This window comes from Actinobacillus equuli (genome assembly GCF_900636745.1).
Lineage (GTDB): Bacteria > Pseudomonadota > Gammaproteobacteria > Enterobacterales > Pasteurellaceae > Actinobacillus > Actinobacillus equuli.
On the sequence record NZ_LR134310.1, the window covers coordinates 2,359,426 to 2,381,723 of the forward strand.

Annotated in this window: 18 protein-coding genes and 2 riboswitches; of the genes, 10 read left to right on the forward strand and 8 right to left on the reverse strand. The window is 40.8% G+C overall.

The genetic code is table 11. The annotated features are described in order from the left end of the window. Positions 1-80: 80 nt before the first annotated feature. Positions 81-1,394, forward strand: coding sequence for an amino-acid N-acetyltransferase (argA, locus tag EL121_RS11140; RefSeq protein ID WP_039196765.1), 1,314 nt, complete (start codon positions 81-83; stop codon positions 1,392-1,394). A 152-nt stretch (positions 1,395-1,546) separates the two neighbouring features. Here the strand turns inward: argA and EL121_RS11145 are convergent, their stop codons facing one another. Beyond that, positions 1,547-2,443: a LysR family transcriptional regulator gene (locus EL121_RS11145; RefSeq protein ID WP_039196767.1), complete on the reverse strand. Its 897-nt coding sequence runs from the start codon at positions 2,441-2,443 to the stop codon at positions 1,547-1,549. Positions 2,444-2,584: 141 nt separating this feature from the next. Here EL121_RS11145 and topA point away from each other — a divergent pair, with 141 nt between their 5' ends. Continuing rightward, complete coding sequence (topA, locus tag EL121_RS11150) at positions 2,585-5,194, forward strand: type I DNA topoisomerase (protein WP_129545064.1); 2,610 nt, start codon at positions 2,585-2,587, stop codon at positions 5,192-5,194. Between the two features lie 63 nt (positions 5,195-5,257). Here topA and EL121_RS11155 read toward each other — a convergent pair whose 3' ends face one another. From EL121_RS11155 to moaA, 6 genes are all read right to left on the reverse strand, one after another. Next, complete coding sequence (locus EL121_RS11155) at positions 5,258-7,060, reverse strand: GNAT family N-acetyltransferase (RefSeq protein WP_039196773.1); 1,803 nt, start codon at positions 7,058-7,060, stop codon at positions 5,258-5,260. Next, complete coding sequence (gene ybeY / locus EL121_RS11160) at positions 7,060-7,551, reverse strand: rRNA maturation RNase YbeY (RefSeq protein WP_014991456.1); 492 nt, start codon at positions 7,549-7,551, stop codon at positions 7,060-7,062. The genes EL121_RS11155 and ybeY overlap by 1 nt, the downstream gene beginning before the upstream one ends. Positions 7,552-7,631: 80 nt before the next feature. Further along, positions 7,632-8,087, reverse strand: a complete 456-nt coding sequence (gene moaE, locus EL121_RS11165) for a molybdopterin synthase catalytic subunit MoaE (protein ID WP_039196775.1) — start codon at positions 8,085-8,087, stop codon at positions 7,632-7,634. After that, entirely contained in the window at positions 8,088-8,333 is a 246-nt protein-coding gene (moaD, locus tag EL121_RS11170) for a molybdopterin synthase sulfur carrier subunit (protein WP_005597031.1), read from the reverse strand. 21 nt (positions 8,334-8,354) lie between these two features. Further along, positions 8,355-8,831, reverse strand: a complete 477-nt coding sequence (gene moaC, locus EL121_RS11175; RefSeq protein ID WP_005597027.1) for a cyclic pyranopterin monophosphate synthase MoaC — start codon at positions 8,829-8,831, stop codon at positions 8,355-8,357. Between the two features lie 300 nt (positions 8,832-9,131). Beyond that, entirely contained in the window at positions 9,132-10,154 is a 1,023-nt protein-coding gene (gene moaA / locus EL121_RS11180; protein ID WP_039196782.1) for a GTP 3',8-cyclase MoaA, read from the reverse strand. Next, positions 10,143-10,337, reverse strand: a riboswitch (molybdenum cofactor riboswitch). It overlaps the preceding gene by 12 nt. A 188-nt stretch (positions 10,338-10,525) precedes the next feature. On the opposite strand from moaA, the gene EL121_RS11185 reads away from it, so the two are divergent. The 6 genes from EL121_RS11185 (at position 10,526) to EL121_RS11210 (ending at position 18,501) form a co-directional block, all read left to right on the forward strand. After that, positions 10,526-11,644, forward strand: coding sequence for a NapC/NirT family cytochrome c (locus EL121_RS11185; protein ID WP_039196784.1), 1,119 nt, complete (start codon positions 10,526-10,528; stop codon positions 11,642-11,644). Between the two features lie 7 nt (positions 11,645-11,651). After that, positions 11,652-11,822: riboswitch (molybdenum cofactor riboswitch) on the forward strand. An 18-nt stretch (positions 11,823-11,840) separates the two neighbouring features. Next, on the forward strand, positions 11,841-14,315 hold the full coding sequence (gene torA / locus EL121_RS11190) for a trimethylamine-N-oxide reductase TorA (RefSeq protein ID WP_039196786.1): 2,475 nt from the start codon (positions 11,841-11,843) through the stop codon (positions 14,313-14,315). Between the two features lie 202 nt (positions 14,316-14,517). After that, complete coding sequence (locus tag EL121_RS11195) at positions 14,518-14,922, forward strand: DUF423 domain-containing protein (RefSeq protein ID WP_039196787.1); 405 nt, start codon at positions 14,518-14,520, stop codon at positions 14,920-14,922. Positions 14,923-15,293: 371 nt separating this feature from the next. Then, the gene (gene rlmM, locus EL121_RS11200; protein ID WP_039196788.1) at positions 15,294-16,385 is read left to right on the forward strand and encodes a 23S rRNA (cytidine(2498)-2'-O)-methyltransferase RlmM; all 1,092 of its coding nucleotides are present in this window, start codon (positions 15,294-15,296) and stop codon (positions 16,383-16,385) included. A gap of 108 nt (positions 16,386-16,493) precedes the next feature. Then, positions 16,494-17,303 carry a 4-hydroxy-tetrahydrodipicolinate reductase gene (gene dapB / locus EL121_RS11205; protein ID WP_039196789.1) on the forward strand — a complete coding sequence of 270 codons (810 nt, stop codon included), beginning with the start codon at positions 16,494-16,496 and terminating at the stop codon, positions 17,301-17,303. A gap of 61 nt (positions 17,304-17,364) precedes the next feature. Then, positions 17,365-18,501, forward strand: a complete 1,137-nt coding sequence (locus EL121_RS11210; RefSeq protein ID WP_039196790.1) for a methionine biosynthesis PLP-dependent protein — start codon at positions 17,365-17,367, stop codon at positions 18,499-18,501. Between the two features lie 34 nt (positions 18,502-18,535). On the opposite strand, the gene EL121_RS11215 is transcribed toward EL121_RS11210, so the two are convergent. Continuing rightward, positions 18,536-19,345: a glycosyltransferase family 8 protein gene (locus EL121_RS11215; RefSeq protein WP_039196791.1), complete on the reverse strand. Its 810-nt coding sequence runs from the start codon at positions 19,343-19,345 to the stop codon at positions 18,536-18,538. 100 nt (positions 19,346-19,445) lie between these two features. On the opposite strand from EL121_RS11215, the gene hpt reads away from it, so the two are divergent. Both hpt and EL121_RS11225 read left to right on the forward strand, forming a co-directional pair. Continuing rightward, positions 19,446-19,985, forward strand: a complete 540-nt coding sequence (hpt, locus tag EL121_RS11220; protein WP_039196792.1) for a hypoxanthine phosphoribosyltransferase — start codon at positions 19,446-19,448, stop codon at positions 19,983-19,985. A gap of 93 nt (positions 19,986-20,078) precedes the next feature. Then, the gene (locus EL121_RS11225; RefSeq protein ID WP_039196793.1) at positions 20,079-22,211 is read left to right on the forward strand and encodes a transglycosylase SLT domain-containing protein; all 2,133 of its coding nucleotides are present in this window, start codon (positions 20,079-20,081) and stop codon (positions 22,209-22,211) included. The last annotated feature ends 87 nt before the right edge of the window (positions 22,212-22,298 follow it).

Below are 22,298 nucleotides of genomic sequence, written 5' to 3' on the forward strand. Positions count from 1 at the left end.
TATAAGTTTTAATTCATTTAAATTGCATAAATATTCATTTTGGTATACATTTATCAGAAACAAAAAATAATGAGGAAGTTATGCGTAACACAGAATTAGTCCAGTGGTTTAGACAATCCACGCCTTACGTAAATATGCACAGAGAGAAAACCTTTGTGATTATGTTAGACGGTAATGCGATTGCTCACCCGAATTTTATTAATATTACCAACGATATCGGTTTGCTCCACAGTTTAGGCATCAAGTTGGTGATCGTGTTTGGTGCACGAGGTCAAATTGATGAGTTGTTAGCAAAAAATCAGATGAGTTCCGCTTATCATAATAATATCCGTATTACCGATAGCAAAACGTTAGAAGTAGTGAAGCAAGCGGTTGGCGGATTGCATTATGATATTTTTTCTCGTTTGTCGCTGCGTTTGCCGAACTCGCCTGTACTGAATGTGGTTAGCAGCAATGCGGTATTAGCGCAGCCGTTAGGTGTGATTGATGGTGTGGATTACGGTTTAAGCGGTAAGATTCGCCGGATTAATATCGAAGGGATTCAGCAGCAATTAGCGCAAGATTCGATTGTGGTTATTGGTCCGATTGCGCCTTCGGTTACCGGCGAAATGTTTAATTTACCGTTTGAGGAAATTGCAACGCAAATTGCGATTAAGTTAAAAGCGGATAAGTTAATCGGCTTTTGCGATCAGCAAGGGATCTTGGATCAAAACGGCAAAGTATTGTCGGATTTACATCCTCGTGAAGCCAAACGTTATTTAACGCAATTTATTGAATCCGGACAATACCACAATTCCGCTGCGCGTTTTTTACAAGCAGCCATTGAAGCTTGCCATGCCGGCATTAAACGTTCGCATTTGCTGAGTTATAAAGAAGACGGCTCATTACTTCAAGAGTTGTTCTCTCGTGACGGTATCGGTACGCAGTTATCGGAAGAGAGTTCGGAAAATATTCGTTTGGCTACTTCGTTTGATATTCCCGGTTTATTAAATCTTATTCGACCGCTTGAAGAGCAGGGTATTTTAGTAAAACGTTCACGTGAACAGCTGGAAATGGAGATTAGTCATTATACGATTATTGAACGTGACGGTATTGTGATTGCCTGTGCGGCACTGAATCATTATCCGGAAGAAAAAATGGCGGAAATGGCGTGTGTGGCGGTGCATCCTGATTATCGAGATTCATCGCGAGGCGATGTGTTATTAGAAGCGATTAAACGTAGAGCTTATAAATTACAGGTCGAGAAATTGTTTGTATTAACCACTCGCACAACACAGTGGTTCCAAGAGCGAGGCTTTGTGGTATCCGGTACGGAAGATTTACCGAAAGAGAAACGAGAACATTACAATTACCAAAGAATGTCAAAGATTTTGATTTTAGATCTTAATCAATAAGCGATTAAACCTATCATCAATAATGAAAGTGCGAGAGCTTTCTCTCGTGCTATTTATCTCCTCAAAAAATAAAGGTACGAGTGAGGCACTCGCGCCAGTAAGTGCAGGTTGCATCTTAATTTTGCAAAAAATGATATAAATTTGACCGCTTGTTATTTCATTAAATATTGCTGTCTTTCTTGCATTAATTTACTAAGAAATTCAATTAATACTTTTACCTTTGGTGATAAGTAGCGGCGGTGCGGATATAAAAGGCTAATATCAATCGCATGTTGTTTGTACTGGGGCAAAATCTCGACTAGTTGGCCGGCACCCAATTCTTCTTTAGCTAAAAAGAGCGGTAAATTGACAATACCTTGTCCGGCTTTTGCCATTTGTAGCAGTGCATAACCATTATTTGACATAATATGCGGCGTGGGCTTGAATTTTATTTTTTGATCATTCTCTTCAAATAACCATTGTTGATGGTTTTCATAGAGTAAGCAAGTATGGTGCGCCAGATGTTCCAGCCTTTCGGGTGTGCCGTGTGCGGCTAAATATTCCGGTGATGCAAGCAGTATCAGCTCCGATTGTGCAATACGTTTTGCAACAATTGAACTGTCTTCAAGCGAACCGATTCTTAATACTAGGTCATAGCCTTCCGCGACAACATCAACACGGCGATCACTAAATTCAATATTAAGCTGAATATTGGGATAAGTAGCTATAAATTGACCTAAATAAGGTGCAACAAAGCGCGAACCGAAGTCCATCGGCAGTGAAATTGTGATTTTTCCTTGTAATGTAGAGGTAATATTGCTTACACTATTCTCCGCATCTTTTAACTCGTTAAGAATTGGCAGGCATCGCTGGTAATAAAGTAATCCGGCTTCTGTCGGAGTAATCTTACGAGTTGTACGGTGAAGTAATCTTACATTAAGATGTTCTTCAAGCTGAGCAATAAGTTTACTTGCCATTGCCAACGAAATTTGTTCAAGCTGAGCGGCTTGAGTGAAACTTTGTGTTTCGATCACTCGGCAAAAAAGATTAATTGCGTTGAGTTTGTCCATAATTTCTTTCTCTAGATATTGTCTTTTATTACTAGGCTTGCTATTGTCGACATATTTTGGGTCAATTAGTATCAAATATCAACCAGAAAGAAATAAACTATAATATATTTCTTGAATTATTTACATTTTAGGTAGTTATTAATGGGAAAATCATTGGTTATTGTGGAGTCGCCGGCGAAAGCTAAGACAATCAATAAATATCTAGGTAGCGATTATGTTGTTAAATCGAGTGTCGGTCATATTCGTGATTTACCTAAAAGCGGTAGTGAAAGCGAAAAAAACGAGAAAGCCAAACCGATTTCCACCAAAGGCATGACTGCGGAACAAAAAGCAAAACTAAAAGCAGAAAAAGATCGTGCCGCATTAGTCAAACGTATGGGTATCGATCCTTACCATGATTGGAAAGCGAATTATCAAGTACTACCGGATAAAGAAAAAGTTGTATCCGAATTAAAATCTTTAGCTAAAAAAGCGGATCATATTTATCTCGCAACCGACTTGGATAGAGAAGGGGAAGCGATCGCTTGGCATTTGCGAGAAGTTATCGGTGGTGATGACGATCGTTTTAGCCGAGTGGTGTTCAATGAAATTACCAAAAATGCTATTCAAAAAGCGTTTGAGAAGCCGGATCATTTAAATTTAGACCGTGTAAATGCGCAACAAACACGTCGCTTTTTAGACCGTGTGGTTGGCTTTATGGTATCGCCTTTACTGTGGAAAACAGTGGCTCGAGGCTTATCTGCAGGGCGTGTACAGTCGGTTGCGGTTAAACTTTTAGTTGAACGTGAACGAGAAATTAAAGCGTTCCAACCGGAAGAATATTGGGAGATCTTAGCCAATACGCTAGCAGCTAAAGGGAAATTACCGCTAGATTTAATCGGCTATAAAGGTAAAAAATTCTCGGCAAAAAATCAAAAACAAGCAGATGAAGCGGTAAAAGCATTACAAGGTAGTGAATTTATCGTTTCGGAGATTGATAAAAAGCCGACTTCTTCGAAAGCAAGCCCGCCATTTATTACATCAACATTGCAACAAACGGCGAGTACCCGTTTGGGCTTTGGCGTGAAAAAAACCATGATGTTGGCGCAGCGCTTATATGAAGCGGGTTATATTACTTATATGCGTACCGATTCAACCAATTTAAGCCAAGACGCATTAGCGATGGCGCGTGGTTATATTGAAGAGCAATTCGGCAGCGAGTATTTACCGGCTAAACCGAATTTCTATTCAAGTAAAGAAGGTGCGCAAGAAGCGCATGAAGCGATTCGTCCGTCAGACGTGAACGTAAAAATGTCTGATTTAAAAGGTATGGAAAAAGATGCCGAGCGTCTTTATGAGCTTATTTGGCGTCGTTTCTTAGCTTGCCAGATGACACCGGCTCGTTATGATTCAACCAGTCTTACCGTTACGGCTGGCGACTATGAATTAAAAGCGAAAGGACGTGTATTACGTTTTGACGGTTGGACGAAAGCATTACCGGTACAAGGCAAAACGGCCGAAGACCAAGTGTTACCGGAAGTCGCACTCAATGAAAAATTAATGTTAGAAGAAGTGCTACCTAGCCAACACTTCACTAAACCACCTGCACGTTTCTCTGAAGCCGCACTGGTTAAAGAATTGGAAAAACGTGGTATCGGTCGTCCATCAACCTATGCTGCGATTATTTCAACGATTCAAGAACGCGGTTATGTGCGTACTGAAAATCGCCGTTTCTATGCAGAAAAAATGGGTGAAATCGTCACCGATCGTTTAGATGAATCATTTAGCGATTTAATGAATTACGACTTTACCGCCAATATGGAAGAAACCCTCGACCAAATTGCGGAAGGTAATAAAAATTGGAAAGAGGCGCTCAATAATTTCTTCAAGGATTTCTCTGAGCAGCTGACCAAAGCCGAATTAGACGATCTGGAAGGCGGAATGAAGCCGAATAGTCTTGTGCCAACGGAAATTGACTGTCCGACTTGCGCAAGAAAAATGGCAATTCGCACCGCTTCTACCGGTGTATTCTTAGGCTGTACCGGTTATGCGTTACCACCGAAAGAACGTTGTAAAACCACAATGAATCTGATTCCGGAAGCGGAATTACTCAACGTGTTGGATGAAGAGTCGGAAGCAAAAGCTTTGTTAGCTCGTAAACGTTGTCCGAAATGTGATTCGGCAATGGATAGCTATGTGATTGATCCGCAACGTAAATTACATATTTGTGGTAATAATCCGAATTGTGACGGATATGTGTTAGAACAAGGTACATTCAAAATCAAAGGCTATGACGGCCCGATTGTCGAATGTGATAAATGCGGTGCGGATATGCACCTCAAACTTGGTCGTTTCGGTAAATATATGGGTTGTACCGCTTGCGATAACACTCGTAAGATTCTGAAAAATGGTGAAGTGGCTCCGCCTCGTGAAGAGCCGACGCATTTCCCGGAACTCAAATGTGAGAAATCGGATGCTTATTTCGTATTACGTGACGGCGCAAGCGGTGTGTTTATGTCGGCACACAATTTCCCGAAATCACGAGAAACACGGGCGCCGAAAGTTGCCGAATTAGCACAATACCGTGATCGTTTACCAGAAAAATTACAATATCTTGCCGATGCACCTCAGCAAGATCCGGAAGGGAATGAAGCGATTATCCGCTTTAGCCGTAAAGAAAAACGTCAATATGTGACGTCTGAAAAAGACGGCAAGGCAACCAAGTGGATTGTTGATTACCTTGACGGTAAATGGGTAGAACGTAAAAAATAACGAGTTCGAAAATGAAAAACCACCGCAATAAGCGGTGGTTTTTTTATAGCGATTTGCAACCAATTAGCGTATGTATTGCAAGTAGTTGGCAAGTAGGCTACGTAAGTTTTCCAACCATTCTTTTTTGCCTTGAATACTCTCGAATTGTTGCCAGATATTGGCTAACACGCCATGATTGCGAGGATCTTGCCAGTAAAGGCGTGTTAGGCTGACATAACTTGCTGCCAGCGAACGTTGCGCTAATGCGAAACCTTCTATATCACGCCAATCTTGTTCGTCCATTTGCAGTTGCACAAGCGGTCGAATTGGCAAAATATTTTGCAATTCTGCATAAAACGGCTGTAGTGCCAAATCTCGCTCAAATTGGGCGGTAGCTTGTTGTACAAATCGCTGACCTTGTTCCGAAATCGGGTAGAGCATCATCGCACTATGATAGCCGCTACTGGCTTCTTTAGTCGGGGTAATTTGTACTAACTGAAAACCACATTGTTGCCAAAAATGCAACAGAGGTTCCGTGAGTCCGAAACTGACCGAAACATAATCCACAAGCGGTCGATTTTGCTGAATTTTTTGCAAAATAAAGTTAGAAATTAACCGCTTGCCAATCCCTTGCTGTTGCAGTTCAGGTTGTACCGCAATACGTGAGATTCGTACCGAGCGTAGCTGACAGGCTTCTAGTAAGTTGCCTTGGAAGCAGAGGTATTGTGCGACTAAATTGCCTTGTGGGCGGCGTTCTCCCCGCCAAATGGCTTCAGCTAATTCAGGTTCCAAATCACCTTCAGGTACAGCCCAAATGCCACCGACTAAACGTTGATGTTCGGAGAAAGAATGTAGTAACTGATCTTGAGCATCAAATAAGCGGCGTAAATCGCTGGGTGTCGTTTTGTAATGCGCTTCAGCCAGTAAATGATAAAATTCAGCATATTGATTGGTTTCGCTTGGTGGCGACATAATCAATAACTCATTGATAAATTGTTCCAACGGATCATTTTCATCCCAACGTAGCGGTTTACTCAGTCGCCATTCCCGATACGGCTTTGTGAGTTGTTGAGGGAATTTCAGGCTAAAGCCTCGCCCGGTACCTTCATAATTATGTGTGGTAGTGGTTAAGACCACTTTGTCGAAATACTCACAGAACTGATGTAACATTGGTAACGGCAAACTTGCCGATTCATCAATAAATAACCAACTATTTGCTGCAATTTGGTTTGCCGCGATTTTTTGTAATAGATGATCGGGTGCAAAAAAAGGAATATGCTGCGCAGCAGACTTCCAAAAACTAGGTAAGACCGAGTGACTTCTTGCAGTAATCAGTACCGATTCCGTTTGGGCTAACTGCTGGGCTAATTTCCCGGCGAGGGTTGATTTGCCTCGTCCGCGAGGTGCGGTGATCAAATGAATAGCGGAGGTATCAAGCGGTAATTTTTCAAAGATTTCTTGTTGCTGTGGTGTAAGAGGTTCTGTGACTGAACTTTGATTTGGTGATGTTGGCAAACTAAAATCCGTTTCTTCCAATGTTTGGAATTGAAAGCCGAATTTTTGTACCAATGCCTTAACGTAGCGATAGAAATTCGGTGTAGCAATCACCTTACCACTATTCCAACGTTGCGAGTCAAAATCAGGTTGTTGTTCCAACGTATCCCAATTCGGGCAAATGAGATAGAGCGTACCTTTTGCCTGAATCGTACCGGCAATAATCGCTAAGGCATCTAAGTTAAGACACACACCGCCTTCGGCGCGCATATCATAAATGGCGTAGGGGTGTTCTTGCCCCAAAAACTGTTTGGCTTGGGAGATATTGCCACTATGAATAACAATGCCCCCGTCAAGCGGAGGCATTTCAGCTAAAATCACCAGTTTACGCATTATTCTTCAATCACTTTTTCTGAAATATACGGATCTTCAAAACCTAAACTTTGCATAATCTCGGTTTCTAAGCCTTCCATTTCTTCCGCTTCCGCATCTTCAATATGATCATAACCGAGTAAGTGTAGCGTGCCGTGAATTGCTAAATGTGCCCAGTGCGATTCTAAGGAAATTTGTTGCTCTTGCGCTTCTTTTTCCACTACTTGGCGGCAAATAATCAGATCACCTAATAACGGTAATTCAATGCCTTCCGGCACTTCAAACGGAAATGAAAGCACATTGGTTGGTTTGTCTTTACCACGATAAGTTAAATTTAACTCGTGGCTTTCCGCTTCGTCCACGATACGAATCGTGATTTCCGTTTCAGGGAAATCTTCGGTTTGTGCTTCGTGCGCTAACGCACGTTGCACCCATTGGGTAAATTGTTCTAAAGACGGAAGATCTTCACTGTTCTCTGCGGCAATTTGTAAATCAATAATTGGTGTTGTCATAAATTCTCAATATATAAAAAACGGAATGTTGTCAGATATTATAAACCTTCTGACACATTCCGTGAATCTAAGGGCGTGATTTATTGCCATTTATCCGCTTCAAGTTGGTCACTTTCTCTGCCTTCTATCCAGCGGTCGCCGTCTTGTGTAGTTTCACGTTTCCAAAACGGCGCACGGGTTTTAAGGTAATCCATAATGAATTCGTTGGCGTGATAAGCATCGCCTCGGTGAGCGGAACTTACCCCAACCAATACAATTTCATCACCGGTATGAAGTTGCCCAATACGATGAATCACTGCCACACGTTGTAAATCCCAACGGCTACGTGCCTCATCTACAATTTCTTGGAGTGCTTTTTGGGTCATTGAAGGGTAATGTTCCAAATATAAACCGGATACATTATCGCCTAAATTCATTTCTCGTACTTTGCCGACAAAAAGCGTGGTTGCTCCCACGCTATGCTGTTCGCTTAGCCAGTGGTAAATCGCATTTTGATCAAACGTTTCTTGTTGTACTTCGATTAACGTAGCGTGCATTTAGCCTCCTGTTACCGGTGGGAAGAATGCTACTTCATCGCCATCTTTGATTGCACTTTCCAACGGTGAAATGCTTTGGTTAATTGCCACTAATAATTTGCCTTTTTCTAATGCTAATTGCCATTTTTTACCTTGCTGGCTTAAATGTTCACGTAGCTGTTCGGCAGTTTCAAACTCAGCAGGAACGGTTAAAGCATCAACGCCAACCAATTCGCGTACCTGTGCAAAAAATAAAACGTTAATCATATTTATCCCTAAATGTAATTCTTATTCCGCATTAAATTCGCCCGATTTACCGCCACTTTTGTGTAGTAAACGAACATTTTCAATCACCATATCTTTTTGTACCGCTTTACACATATCGTAAATCGTGAGTGCAGCAACACTGGCAGCGGTTAGCGCTTCCATTTCTACACCGGTTTTACCGGTGAGTTTGCATAGTGATTCGATGCGAACTTGATTGGTTTCCGGCAGAGCTTCAAGTTGTACTTCAACTTTTGAGAGAAGCAACGGATGGCAAAGCGGAATAAGTTCCCAGGTTCTTTTGGCCGCTTGAATCCCTGCTATACGAGCAGTAGCAAACACATCACCTTTGTGATGGTTACCGGAAATGATCATTTGTAATGTTTCGGCATTCATCGAAACAAATGCTTCGGCACGTGCAACACGGACAGTTTCTTGTTTCATCGAAACATCAACCATATTGGCTTCGCCGTTGGTATTGATATGAGTAAATTGGTTCATAGATAGGTCTGTTTAATTTTTTGTGTAAATTAATATTGAGCTTAATATCAAACTTTTTCTGTCACTTTCTTTGCTTTATCGAAAATTTTTTTGCAAAGAACTTAACAAAAATAACCGCTTGGGTTCCCTTCTGAACCGCCTGAGCGTGTTGCAATTTGTAGGAACATTTTTCTTGAGCCGTAGGCGAATCTAAAATGTTCCGTTAAGCAAATTTCAACTAAGTGAAGAACAGCGGTGAAGTAGGGTTGCCTTTCTTTTGGTTACTTTTCTTTGGCAACGCAAAGAAAAGTAACAGAGAAACTAGCCGCCGATTGAGGCGAGATTATTCCGAATCCCGCTATCACCGATATGCAAATAGTGATGTTCTCGCTTACCTTGTAATGCCGCTTTTAAACGTGCTTCCAGCTGTGCTTGTTGGGTATCTTCCGAGAGTAAATCTCGCAAATCGATGCCTTCCTCACCGAATAAGCAAAGGTGCAATTTACCGAGTGCCGAAACACGTAGGCGGTTGCAGCTGGCACAGAAGTTTTTCTCATACGGCATAATTAAGCCGATTTCGCCTTGGTAATCAGGGTGCGAAAGCACTTTTGCCGGGCCGTCCGATAATGCTTTCGGCTGTAATTGCCAGCCTTCTTGTAACAAACGTTGCATCACTGACTGACCGGATAAATGTTGTGCTTTAAAAAAACTGTCCATTTCACCGGTTTCCATCAGCTCGATAAAACGCATTTGAATCGGTTTATCTTTAATCCAAGCGAGGAATTTATCTAATTCAGGGGCAGTGTATTGCTTCATTAACACCGCATTCACCTTGATTTTGCGATAGCCGATTTCAAATGCTCTATCAATGCCTTTTAGGACCGATTGTAGCTTGTTTTCACCGGTAATGAGTTGGAATTGGCGTGTATCAAGGCTATCTACACTCACGTTAATATCTGTAATGCCGGCTTGCTGCCATAAATCGATATCACGTTCCATACGATAACCGTTAGTGGTTAACGCCACTTTTTTTATGCCGTTCGTTTGCGAAATGGTATGAGCAATTTCTAAAAAGTCTTTACGTAAAGTCGGTTCACCACCGGTAATACGCACTTTTTCCGTGCCGAGATCGGCAAAAGCACGCACAATGCGTTGAATTTCAGATACGCTTAAAAATTGCTGCTTGTGGGAAGGCGGTTTATAGCCGTCCGGCAGACAATAATTACAGCGAAAATTGCAGACATCAGTAACGGATAAACGTAAATAAACATATTGTCGTTCGAAGCGATCAATAAGCTGAGAAACATTATCCGCCCCAATGTTTTTAATTGGAATGGATTGCATTGGACACCTTTCTAAACACGAGAGGAACAACAATTTCTTGAAATTCCCTTGAATTAGCTACGTATAAGCTAATTACAGGCATTGCTACCATATTCTTACAGACAAGCGGTTAAATTTAGCAAAAAATTTGCAAATCAAATCAGATAAGAAGTTAGGCCCACAAGCTCGGAGTCTGTTGATAAATATAAGTTATTGTAGAGGTCGAAGAAGTTTTTCGCAATAGTTAGAAAGGAGTATCTCACTCGAATGGTTAAATTTACATACAAAATTGACAAAAATTGATTTGGCGCAATTTAATCATTTGGAGGTATGGTAATCTTCACTCTACTCCTAAAGGAGTATTTTTTATTTATAAGTTGTGTGGGGTAAAAATGTCCAAATTTAAATTATCGTTAGTAAGCGGAGTGGTGTGTATGGTGTTAGGAGCTGCGGCTCTATTTGGTGTACAGTCTGTGATGAAAGCGACAAGTTCTACTGAGTTTTGCGTAAGTTGTCATTCTATGAGCCATCCGCAAGCGGAATGGGAAGGTAGTGTGCATTTTTCTAACCGCAAAGGGATTCGTGCGGAATGTGCGGATTGCCACGTTCCTCAAGACGGTTTGCATTACGTAAAGGCTAAAGTTGTTGCATTAAAAGATGTGTGGCATACCTTTGTAACCAATAAATTACCGGATCAAGAAGCCTATGAAGCGAATCGTTTAGAGATGGCACAACGTGTTTGGGCGGAAATGAAAGAAACGGATTCGGCAACTTGCCGTAGCTGTCACAGCTTTGATGCGATGCTCATCAGTGAGCAAAAAGAAGCGGCGCAAAAAATGCATAAGTTAGCGCAAGAGACCAATCAAACCTGTATCGATTGCCATAAAGGTATCGCTCATTTTATGCCGGAAATGCAAGTAGATAACAGTGCGGCATTGGGTGAATTAACCAAACACGCCGGACAATTTAGTGCGGATGACAAAACATTATATAACTTAGCGATGGCGCCGGCACAGGTGACACAGGGAGGAGAAATTCGTTTATTACCGTTTGCAGAGTTATCACAATGGAAAGAATCCGGTGATAAGGTTGCCGGCACAATTAAAGGCTGGCAGCAAGTAGGTGCGGAAAGCATCATTTATATGGGGCTAGGTCAACGTATTATGGTGGGTTTAGTCGCAGATGAAGCGAAAGACAAGTTAAGCGTTCATCAAACTGTACATGATGATGTAACCAATTCAGACTGGAAAGAAGTGAGCGCTGAAGTGACATTACCAAAAACAGCGTTAACAGCCGATATTCAAGCGCTTAATCGTTTTGGTGACAATTTAAATCAAACCCATTGTAGCGGTTGCCATGCACCGATCGGCGCAGATCACTATACGGCAAATCAATGGATCGGTGTAGTGAATTCAATGAAAGACCGTACTTCAATGACAGCAGATGATGTGCGTGCGGTAACTATCTATCTACAACGTAACGCAAAAGATGTTGCGGGTAGTTCACACTAATTTTATTTAACTTACAGGATACCGAGCTTGTATGCCTAAGTCGCTGATAAGGGATACAAGCCTGTGACAAGCGGTCAAAATTCACAAAATTTTTGCAAAATCAGACCGCTTACCACACCGGATAGTAAAGAAATGCGCTATCCCCTCGTGTTTAGAAAGGTGTCAAATTTAACTTAACTTTCAGAGGGTTATGCATATGAAAACTCAAGAAAAAATTAATGCAAGTCGTCGTGGTTTTATTAAAAACACTTCTCTCGGCCTTGCAGGGACATCTTTGGCGGGCGGTGGTGTAAATGCTCTAATTTCAACGGAAGCGGCAGCGGCAGAAATGCAAACCGTGATGACAGCGGCACACTGGGGGGCGTTAGGTGTTGTCGTTGAAAACGGTAAAGTGGTTAAATCCGGCCCGGCGATGCCTTCGTCAATCGAGAATGAACTACAAACGGTTGTGCCTGATCAAGTGCACGGTGAAACTCGAGTTAAATATCCGATGGTACGTAAAGGTTACTTAGAAGGTAATAAAGATACGACTTTACGTGGTCGTGATGAGTGGGTACGTGTTTCTTGGGATAAAGCGTTTGAATTAGTTGCAAACGAAATGAAACGTGTGCGTGACGCACATGGCCCAAGCGCAATTTTCGGTGGTTCTTACGGTTGGTATAGTTCAGGTTCCTTACATGCAGCGCGTACATTATTACAACGTTATTTAAATATTACCGGTGGTTTTGTCGGCGTGAAAGGCGACTATTCAACCGGTGCGGCACAAGTGATTATGCCGCATGTATTAGGTACGATTGAAGTGTATGAACAGCAAACCAGCTGGGAAGTTGTCTTAGAAAGCACGGATGTTATCGTGTTATGGTCGGCGAACCCGTTAAATACATTGCGTCTTGCTTGGACTTCGACTGATCAACAAGGTTTGGAATACTTCAAGAAATTCAAAGAAAGCGGCAAACGTATTATCTGTATTGACCCGGTAAGAAGCGAAAGTTGTGAATATTTAGGCGCAGAGTGGATTCCGGTTCATACAGGTACTGATGTGGCATTAATGTTAGGTATGGCACATACTTTAGTTACTGAGGATAAACACGATAAAGAATTCCTCAAAAAATACACTAAAGGCTACGAACAATTTGAGAAATATTTGTTAGGTACGGAAGATAAACAACCGAAAGATGCGGAATGGGCAAGTAAAATTTGTGGCGTGCCGGCAGAGACGATCAAAAAACTGGCATTAGAACTACAAAGTAAACGCACGATGTTAATGGCTGGTTGGGGTATTCAACGTCAACGCCACGGTGAGCAAGGTCACTGGATGTTAGTTACATTGGCGTCAATGCTGGGTCAAATCGGTTTACCGGGTGGCGGTTTCGGTTTTAGCTACCACTATTCAAATGGTGGTGCACCGACTGCAACCGGTGGTATTTTAGGATCAATTTCTGCAAATCCGTCTACTGAAGCGGGCGCAAAAACTTGGTTGGATGAAACCTCTAAATTCTCTTTCCCACTTGCTCGTATTTCCGATGCGTTATTAAATCCGGGTAAAACAATTGACTATAACGGCACGAAAGTGACTTATCCGGATATTAAAGTGATTTGGTGGTCAGGCGGTAACCCGTTTACCCATCACCAAGACACCAATACCTTAGTTAAAGCATGGCAAAAACCTGACAGTGTGTTTGTTACCGAATGTCACTGGACACCAACCGCACGTATGGCGGATATTGTACTTCCGGCAACTACAAGTTATGAACGTAATGACTTAACCATGTCGGGCGATTATTCAATGATGAATATTTTCCCTATGAAACAAGTTGTTCCGCCACAATTTGAAGCGAAAAACGATTACGATATTTTCGCAGAGCTTTCAAAACGTGCAGGTAAAGAACAAGAATTTACCGAAGGTAAATCAGAAATGGATTGGTTAAAAGGTTTCTATCAAACTGCATTTGATGCGGCACGTAAAAACCGTGTATTAATGCCTAAATTTGAACAGTTCTGGGCGGATAACAAGCCGATTACCTTTAAAGCGACTGAAAAAGCGAAAAAATGGGTACGTTATGAAGAATTCCGTAACGATCCGTTACTCAATCCACTAGGTACACCATCAGGCAAAATTGAAATTTTTTCAGACGTGGTGGCGAAAATGAATTACGATGATTGTAAAGGTCACCCGACTTGGATGGAACACGAAGAGTTCGCCGGTAATGCAACCGCAGACGCACCGCTTGCCTTAGTCACCCCACACTCAAAATATCGTTTACATAGTCAATTAGCTTACAGCTCATTGCGTAAACTTTATGCAGTCAATGATCGTGAGCCGGTATTAATTAATGCTGAAGACGCGGCCGCTCGTGGTATCGCAAACGGTGATATCGTGCGCATTTTCAATAAACGTGGTCAGGTGTTAGCGGGTGCAGTGGTAACAGACGGTATCATTAAAGGCACGATCGCGTTGCATGAAGGTGCTTGGTATGATCCGATGGATCTCGGTAAATCAGAACAACCGCTTTGTAAAAACGGTAACCCGAATGTGTTAACGCGTGATGAAGGTACATCAAAATTAGCACAAGGTAACTCACCGAATACGGCAACGGTACAAGTAGAGAAATTTACTGGTGTTGCACCGGAAGTAACCGTATTTAAAGAACCGAAATATACACAAGCATAGTGTTATAAACAGGTAAAACAAAACGCACTAGAGTTTAAATGCTTTAGTGCGTTTTTCTATTTATGCTATGACAAATGAAAGCAAGCGGTCATTTTTTCCAAATTTTTTGCAAAAAATTACTTAAAATCGACCGCTTATCTAGATTATTCTCCCGAGGTTATAGAATAGCTGTTATAGTTAGCAAAATTTTTAAGGAGAAATGATGAAAAATAAATTTATCTTATTTGCGGCAATCAGCGGTTTTTTCTGTATTGCTTTTGGTGCTTTTGCTTCTCACGGACTAGCTAAAATATTAGAAGCAAAAGCGTTAGGTTGGATTGATACCGGTCTTCAATACCAAATGTTTCATACCTTAGCTTTATTGGCTTTAGGTTTGTTCCAATTGGTAAATTCCGCACAAAATCCGCCCGCTTGCAGAGCAAAAGCCCTAAACATTATTGGCGGGAGTTGGATATTAGGTATTTTGTTATTTAGCGGCAGTTTATATGCTTTAGCCTTATTCGGTCAGCGATTATTTGTGTGGAGTACACCACTTGGCGGCGTATTTTTTATGATTGGCTGGGCAGCGTTAATTTTTGTAAGTTTACGTGCTAAAAAAACCGTCTAATTGGTTAGAATAGGCGGAAAACATTGTTTTTTGCTTTATGGTGTCAGGTACTGACTTGCCAACGCAATCAACGCTAGAATAATTCCGACATCAATTTTGATTGACAATTGCAATTTACCTTCGTTACAGGTTAATTTAAATTGCATTTTATCGTTCCTGTCTAATGAGTTAATCAAAAGCAGGTCAAACGCAAAATCCCTGTTCCCGCAGGGATTTTTGCATTCTCCCTGCCACCTATTGTTTTCACATCACTGCAAAAACAATACCTGTTATTATATCCATATTGTGTTTTTAATCAATTACTTGTTTTTCCTATCAAAATAGTGTGTAAAACGCTATACTAATCACATTTTTCATCAATTAGAAAACCTATGAATAAACTTGCATTATATTGCCGAGCGGGCTTCGAAAAAGAAACCGCCGGGGAGATTACCGATAAAGCGGCACAATTTGGTGTGTTCGGCTTTGTGAATTTAAAAGAAAATAGTGGTTATATTATTTTTGAATGTTATCAAGCAGGTGATGCGGATCGCTTAGCAAGAGAATTAAAATTCGAACAATTGATTTTTGCTCGTCAAATGATTGTAGTCGGCGATATGTTACAAGCTCTGCCTGTCGAAGATCGCATTTCACCAATTTTGGCTCAATACCAAGCGTTAAATCCTCGTCATAGTTCGGATATTTTTGTTGAAACGCCGGATACTAACGAAGCAAAAGAATTACTGACCTTTTGCCGTAAATTCACCGTGCCGTTACGTAATAGTTTGAAAAAACAAGGTTGGCTAACTAAGTCTGAACGTGCAAAGGGTAGTATCAGCTTACATATTTTGTTTGTCCGTCCGGGTTGTTGCTATGTTGGTTATGCCTATAATGATAATAAATCGCCGTTTTTTATGGGAATTCCCCGTTTGAAATTCCCGGCGGAAGCCCCAAGCCGTTCGACCTTAAAATTAGAAGAAGCGATCCTCACTTTTATTCCGGAAGCGGAAGAGAAAAAACGTTTTACCGATGAAATGACCGGTGTGGATTTAGGGGCTTGCCCGGGCGGTTGGACCTATCAACTAGTTAAACGTGGCGTATTCGTGTATGCGGTGGATCACGGCAAAATGGCGGCAAGCCTACATGAAACCGGACGCATTGAGCATTGCCCTGAAGACGGTTTTAAATTCCAACCGCCTAAACGTAAAACGATTGACTGGTTGGTGTGTGATATGGTGGAACAGCCAATGCGGATAAGCAAATTAATCGGTAAATGGTTAATTAACGGTTGGTGTCGAGAAACGATTTTCAACTTAAAATTGCCGATGAAAAAACGTTATCAAGAAGTGCAATTATGTTTAGCGTATCTTGAAGAAGAACTCGAAAAACAAGGTTTTTGGTTTAAAATTCAAGCGAAACATCTTTATCACGATAGAGAAGAAATTACCGTACATATTGCGGTCATGGGACGTAAACCCCAATAAGCAAAATCCACATAAATAAGCGGTAAAATTTTCACAAAATTTTGCAAATTTATGGCAAAATCAGACCGCTTATTTTAATAAGAACAAGAATTTATAGAGGAAGACACAATGACATTAAAAATCGGAATCGTCGGTGCCGGCGGTCGTATGGGACGCAATCTGATTATTGCGGTACAAAATGCGGAAGGCGTGGAGTTAGGAGCTGCATTTGAACGTAAAGGTTCAAGTTTAGTCGGTGCGGATGCCGGTGAAGTGGCGGGCATTGGTGCAACAGGGGTAAAAATTAGCGATGAGTTAAGCCAAAATACCAATTTTGATGTATTAATCGACTTTACTCGTCCAGAAGGTACTCTTGAGCATATTAAATTTTGCGTAGCAAACGGTAAAAAAATGGTGATTGGTACAACCGGTTTTGATGATGCGGGTAAACAAGCGATTCAAGCGGCAGCAGAGCAAATTTCGATTGTGTTTGCTTCTAACTATAGTGTCGGCGTGAATCTCGTATTCAAATTATTAGAAAAAGCGGCAAAAGTGATGGGCGATTATTGCGATATCGAAGTGATTGAAGCTCACCATCGTCATAAAGTGGACGCACCGTCCGGCACAGCATTATCAATGGGCGAACATATCGCCAAAACGCTTGGACGTAATCTTAAAACACACGGTGTTTTTGCCCGTGAAGGTATTACCGGTGAACGCAAACGTGATGAAATTGGCTTTGCAACCATTCGTGCCGGTGATGTGGTCGGCGAACACTCGGTATGGTTTGCCGATGAAGGTGAGCGTGTTGAGATTACCCACAAAGCCTCAAGTCGTATGACTTTCGCCAACGGTGCAGTGCGAGCTGCTAACTGGTTGAATACAAAAGAAAATGGTCTGTTTGATATGACGGATGTTTTGGATCTGAATAATTTATAGTTTGGATTGAATGTAGGGACGCACTGAGTGCGTTTAAAATAAATAATGAAAGGAATGAAAAATGACCAAATACAACAATATTGAAACTACATTAGTACAATTAGGTAACCGTACTGATCCTCGTACGGGTGCGGTAGCAACACCGATTATTTTATCAACTGCTTATGGCCGTGATGGTTTAGGTGAATCAACAGGTTGGGATTATACTCGTACCAAAAACCCAACCCGTGCCGTGTTAGAGCAAGGTATTGCAGATTTAGAAGGCGGTGATGCTGGTTTTGCAATGGCATCAGGTATGGCGGCAATTCAGTTAGTGATGTCGCTTTTCAAAGCACCGGATGAATGGATTATTTCAAGCGATGTATATGGCGGTTCTTACCGTTTATTCGATTTCAGTCATAAACACCATAATACGGTAAAACCGGTTTATGTAAATACTGCAGATTTGGCGGCGATTGAAGCAGCAATTACCCCAAACACTAAAGCGATTTTTGTTGAAACACCGTCAAACCCATTAATGGAAGAGTGTGATGTGGACGCAATTTCAAAAATTGCGAAAAAACATAACTTAATGTTAATTGTGGATAATACTTTCTTAACTCCGATTTTATTCCGTCCGATCGAACACGGTGCGGATATTGTTATTCATAGCGCAACGAAATACCTTTCTGGTCACAACGATGTGTTAGCCGGTTTAATCGTTGCAAAAGATTCGGAAGCAACCAAAAACGAAGCGGGTCAAAACCTTTCAGAGCGCTTATTCTACTTCCAAAACTGTGCTGGCGCAGTGCTTTCGCCGTTTGATTCTTATCTTGCGGTGCGTGGCTTAAAAACCCTCGCGTTGCGTATGGAGCGCCACCAATCGAATGCAACTGAATTAGCGAAGTTCTTAAGTGAACAGCCTGAGATTGATAGCGTACTTTATTCAGGTAAGAGCGGTATGCTTTCATTTCGTTTACAAAAAGAAGAGTGGGTGCCGAAATTCTTAAAAGCGATCAATTTGATTACCTTTGCGGAGAGTTTAGGTGGTACGGAAAGTTTTATCACTTACCCGTCGACCCAAACGCATATGGATATTCCGGAAGCGGAGCGTATTGCTCGTGGTATTACTAATAACTTGCTGCGTTTCTCTGTCGGTCTTGAACACGTTGAAGACCTAAAAGCGGATCTTCGTCAGGCATTCCAACAATTAAAATAAAAAAATTAGGCCCTGTAAAATCAGGGCTTAATTTTTATGTATAGGCTTGGTAAATATCTTGCCATTCGAGGGAATAATAAAACCAATACGTATCACGAAATCTTGTTTTATAATGAATTAACCAGGGTTTTGCTTCGGTGTTAAAATGAAGAATAAGTGGCGTAATATGTGCAGGAAAGTTTTCTAATAAATGTGTTAAACCAAGTTGAGGATATAGAAAATCTACACCCACTAAGTAGTTGTACCCTCGATTCAGTTTTAGCCATTTATTCTCAAAAATAATGTTGAGAATACTTTGATCAGCGTCGGGTAGGTGTTCTACGTATTTTTCGGATAATTCGAGTGCAAGTTTGGTGATATTATTTTCTTTCCATAGACGGTTATTAATCAATAAAACACCTGCGTTAAAGCTATAATTATTGTATGCTTTCTGCGCTATATCATCTTTTACTGCCGCTAAGAAATCATTTTCTAAGTTAACGTTATAAAGCGGTTTTAAGCAGCCGGTTACAATTAAATCACAGTCTAAGTATAGTACTTTATCTTCGGGAATAAGATCTGGGATAAAGTAGCGGAAATAGGTAGTATCTGATGAAATATGTTGGTAAGTCTTAAAGTTTTTAATGGACTCGTTAGTGATTTTAATATCAATAACACTAGAATTTAATTTTGTTAATTTACAATTTAGTACATAAAACCATTCAGAAGGAAAATCTCTATTTAGTATAAAAAACTTAATATTTTTATTATGATAGCAGATGGATTTAATGGTTGTTATTAAGTAATCTGTATAGGACTGATTAGCAGCAAGAACGATATTTATTGTTGTTGGATTAGTGAGCATTTTATAATAGAATTAGTGTTTATACAGTAAATTAGATTTATTTACATTTCTTTATGAAAGTATTAAAATTTGAATGTAAATCATTATATAGGAAAAAATCATGAAAAAACATCACGTTGAAACTCTCATTTCTCACGAAGAAGTTCAATCTCGTATTATAGAACTTGCTAAAGAAATTAATCATCACTATGCACACGCACATTGCGAGAACCTAGTTGTTGTGGGGTTACTACGTGGTTCATTTATGTTTATGGCGGATTTAGTGCGTTTAATTGATGTGCCGGTTGAAGTCGATTTTATGACCGCATCCAGCTATGGTTCGGGTACGGAATCAAGTCGTGATGTTAAGATCTTAAAAGATCTTGATGGTGAGATTCACGGTAAAGACGTTTTAATTGTTGAAGACATTATTGATACCGGTTTTACCTTAAGCAAAGTGCGTGATATTTTGAATTTGCGTGAGCCTCGTTCGGTAGCAATCTGTACATTATTGGATAAACCTTCACGTCGTGAAGTAGAAGTACCGGTTGAATGGGCCGGTTTTGCCATTCCGGATGAATTCGTAGTTGGATACGGTATTGATTATGCACAAAAATATCGCAATCTTGATTTTATCGGTAAAGTTGTGATGGACGAATAAACCATCAAAATAATATAACTAACCGCTTGTAGGAAACTTCAAGCGGTTTTTTGTGCCTAACTTGCTCAAGTAAAGAAAAGGGAGGAAGAAAGAATGTGGAAAAAAACATTTGTAGCTTTATTGGTTGCAGCTTCAGTAAATATAAGTGTTGCAGCAAAGTCTAAAACAAAAGTATACAGTGAAGCAGAGGTCGCTCAGCTACAAGCCGAATTAGAAAAAAAATTAACTGACAAATGGCAAACCGAGCAACAAACCGTAGAGACGTTAGCCAAGCAAAGAGCTTATTTTGAACAGTTAGAGGCAATTTTGAAAGCGGCACAAGCGAAAAAGCAGCTGACTCCGGATGCATTAGCGTTAAGCCATAAGCTTATTAATGCCTTAGCCGGTTATCCGCTGGAAATGGAAGCTGAATGGGAATTACTGAAAACCAAGCTTGCGATGAAGCAAGTTACAGAACAAGAAATAGCCTCTTTTGCACAAAAATATCCGAACTCGCCTTATCAGAGACGTTTGGACCAATTGCCGTTTGAACAATTGTATCAGGCGGCAAAATGGACAGAATTGCTCGAATATGCCAAAAAAGTGACGCCGGAAGGCAATGAAAATCAGTGTCGAGTGTTTTCCGCACAATATCAGTTATTCGCCAGTCAAGCACAGATCAACCCCGAGGCGGAACAGGCAGTGCAAAGTACGGTTTCAGCAAATGCAGTAAAGAGTGTAATGACTGATTTACTCGGGCAGTTTGAAAAGTTCTGGCTAAAAACGGTTGAATTACCGCAAAGTTGTGCCGATATTGAAGCTTATTGGCGTGATCAAGGCGGTAAAACAGCGGAAAAAATTCGCTTAAAAGCAGTTGAATTATTTAAGCAAAACGCGCCTAAAGGTTTGGAAATTTTGAGTTTAAATATTCAAGATTCAGAACTTGCTTTATGGCTTAGTGAAGTAAGCAAATTGCAGAACAACGTAAGCCATTTGCAAAATTTTATCCAAAATCAACCGCTTACTGAACATAATAAAGCATTAGTTATGTTCACTTTTCCTAAGTTGTTGAAATCATTAGCTGAAGATATTCCATCACCTAATTTTGCACCTTATCAAACTTGGGCAGAAAAATGGCAATTGACACCGGCAGAACTAAAAGAATGGAAAACAGCGTTTATCAGTCGCTTTTTTGATAATCAGTCAGGAGAGTGGCAAATTTGGCGTGATAATGAGCTTCAAACGTTAAAAGCTGATAATCTGACCGAACGCCGCCTACGTATGGCGTTGTGGAAACAAGAGAAGCTGGATACGTGGCTTGTTTTATTATCGGATGAGGCTAAACAAAAAGCGGAATGGCGTTATTGGCTAGCGAAAACAGAGAAAGATTCACAAAAAAGGGCTCAACAGTTTGCCGATTTAGCGAAAGAACGAGGCTTTTATCCGATGCTAGCCGCTCAGCAATTAGCTAAAGTTTATCAGTTTGAACAACCGGCAGTAAAATCGCTAACGGCAGAACAAATCACAGAATTTACCCCGCAATTTATGCGTATTAAAGAATGGCGTGCGCTTAATCGTTTCGAATCAGCTAAGGGACTATGGACCGAATGGTTAAAGGGATTATCGTTTGAAGAGCAATTAGGCCTCAGCGAATATGCTAAACAGCGAGACTGGTACGATTTAGCGGTTGAAGCAACGATTCAGGCAAAGGCATGGGATTATATTGATTTACGCCTACCGAATGCTTATACGCAGTGGTTTGATTTGAATCTCACGGAAAAAAGTGTTTCTAGAACTTTTGCGATGGCAATTGCTCGTCAAGAAAGTGCTTGGAGTAGTCAAGCTAAGTCACACGCCAACGCTATGGGGCTAATGCAGATGTTACCGAGTACAGCGGCATTAACGGCGAAAAATATGGGATTACCGTTTGAGAACGATAAAGATTTGTTTGATCCGCTTAGAAATATTATGTTAGCTACGGCACACTTAAATGAGCTAAATGTGAAGTATCCGAATAACCGCATTTTGATTGCCGCGGCGTATAACGCAGGTGCAAGTCGGGTAGATAAGTGGTTGGCTCGTAGTAACGGTACATTAGCGATGGATGAATTTATCGCTTCAATTCCATTTTATGAAACGCGAGGTTATGTACAAAACGTACTGACTTATGATTATTACTACCAGATGTTACAAGGTGTACACACCAAACAAATGTTTTATAAAGAGGAGTTACAGAAGCAGTATTAATAAGCTGATTTATCTTTAATACCAATAAAACAAGCGGTTAAATTCTTCAGATTTTTTGCAAAATTTTCTGGAAATTTAACCGCTTTT

What these genes read in the sequence shown, in the direction of transcription:
- EL121_RS11215 (WP_039196791.1), bottom strand. Translation starts at nt 19,345, where the DNA reads ATGCTCACTAATCCAACAACAATAAATATCGTTCTTGCTGCTAATCAG.
- moaD (WP_005597031.1), bottom strand. Translation starts at nt 8,333, where the DNA reads ATGATTAACGTTTTATTTTTTGCACAGGTACGCGAATTGGTTGGCGTT.
- EL121_RS11195 (WP_039196787.1), top strand. Translation starts at nt 14,518, where the DNA reads ATGAAAAATAAATTTATCTTATTTGCGGCAATCAGCGGTTTTTTCTGT.
- moaA (WP_039196782.1), bottom strand. Translation starts at nt 10,154, where the DNA reads ATGCAATCCATTCCAATTAAAAACATTGGGGCGGATAATGTTTCTCAG.
- rlmM (WP_039196788.1), top strand. Translation starts at nt 15,294, where the DNA reads ATGAATAAACTTGCATTATATTGCCGAGCGGGCTTCGAAAAAGAAACC.
- EL121_RS11145 (WP_039196767.1), bottom strand. Translation starts at nt 2,443, where the DNA reads ATGGACAAACTCAACGCAATTAATCTTTTTTGCCGAGTGATCGAAACA.
- topA (WP_129545064.1), top strand. Translation starts at nt 2,585, where the DNA reads ATGGGAAAATCATTGGTTATTGTGGAGTCGCCGGCGAAAGCTAAGACA.
- argA (WP_039196765.1), top strand. Translation starts at nt 81, where the DNA reads ATGCGTAACACAGAATTAGTCCAGTGGTTTAGACAATCCACGCCTTAC.
- EL121_RS11155 (WP_039196773.1), bottom strand. Translation starts at nt 7,060, where the DNA reads ATGCGTAAACTGGTGATTTTAGCTGAAATGCCTCCGCTTGACGGGGGC.
- EL121_RS11210 (WP_039196790.1), top strand. Translation starts at nt 17,365, where the DNA reads ATGACCAAATACAACAATATTGAAACTACATTAGTACAATTAGGTAAC.
- EL121_RS11225 (WP_039196793.1), top strand. Translation starts at nt 20,079, where the DNA reads ATGTGGAAAAAAACATTTGTAGCTTTATTGGTTGCAGCTTCAGTAAAT.
- dapB (WP_039196789.1), top strand. Translation starts at nt 16,494, where the DNA reads ATGACATTAAAAATCGGAATCGTCGGTGCCGGCGGTCGTATGGGACGC.
- hpt (WP_039196792.1), top strand. Translation starts at nt 19,446, where the DNA reads ATGAAAAAACATCACGTTGAAACTCTCATTTCTCACGAAGAAGTTCAA.
- moaE (WP_039196775.1), bottom strand. Translation starts at nt 8,087, where the DNA reads ATGCACGCTACGTTAATCGAAGTACAACAAGAAACGTTTGATCAAAAT.
- moaC (WP_005597027.1), bottom strand. Translation starts at nt 8,831, where the DNA reads ATGAACCAATTTACTCATATCAATACCAACGGCGAAGCCAATATGGTT.
- torA (WP_039196786.1), top strand. Translation starts at nt 11,841, where the DNA reads ATGAAAACTCAAGAAAAAATTAATGCAAGTCGTCGTGGTTTTATTAAA.
- EL121_RS11185 (WP_039196784.1), top strand. Translation starts at nt 10,526, where the DNA reads ATGTCCAAATTTAAATTATCGTTAGTAAGCGGAGTGGTGTGTATGGTG.
- ybeY (WP_014991456.1), bottom strand. Translation starts at nt 7,551, where the DNA reads ATGACAACACCAATTATTGATTTACAAATTGCCGCAGAGAACAGTGAA.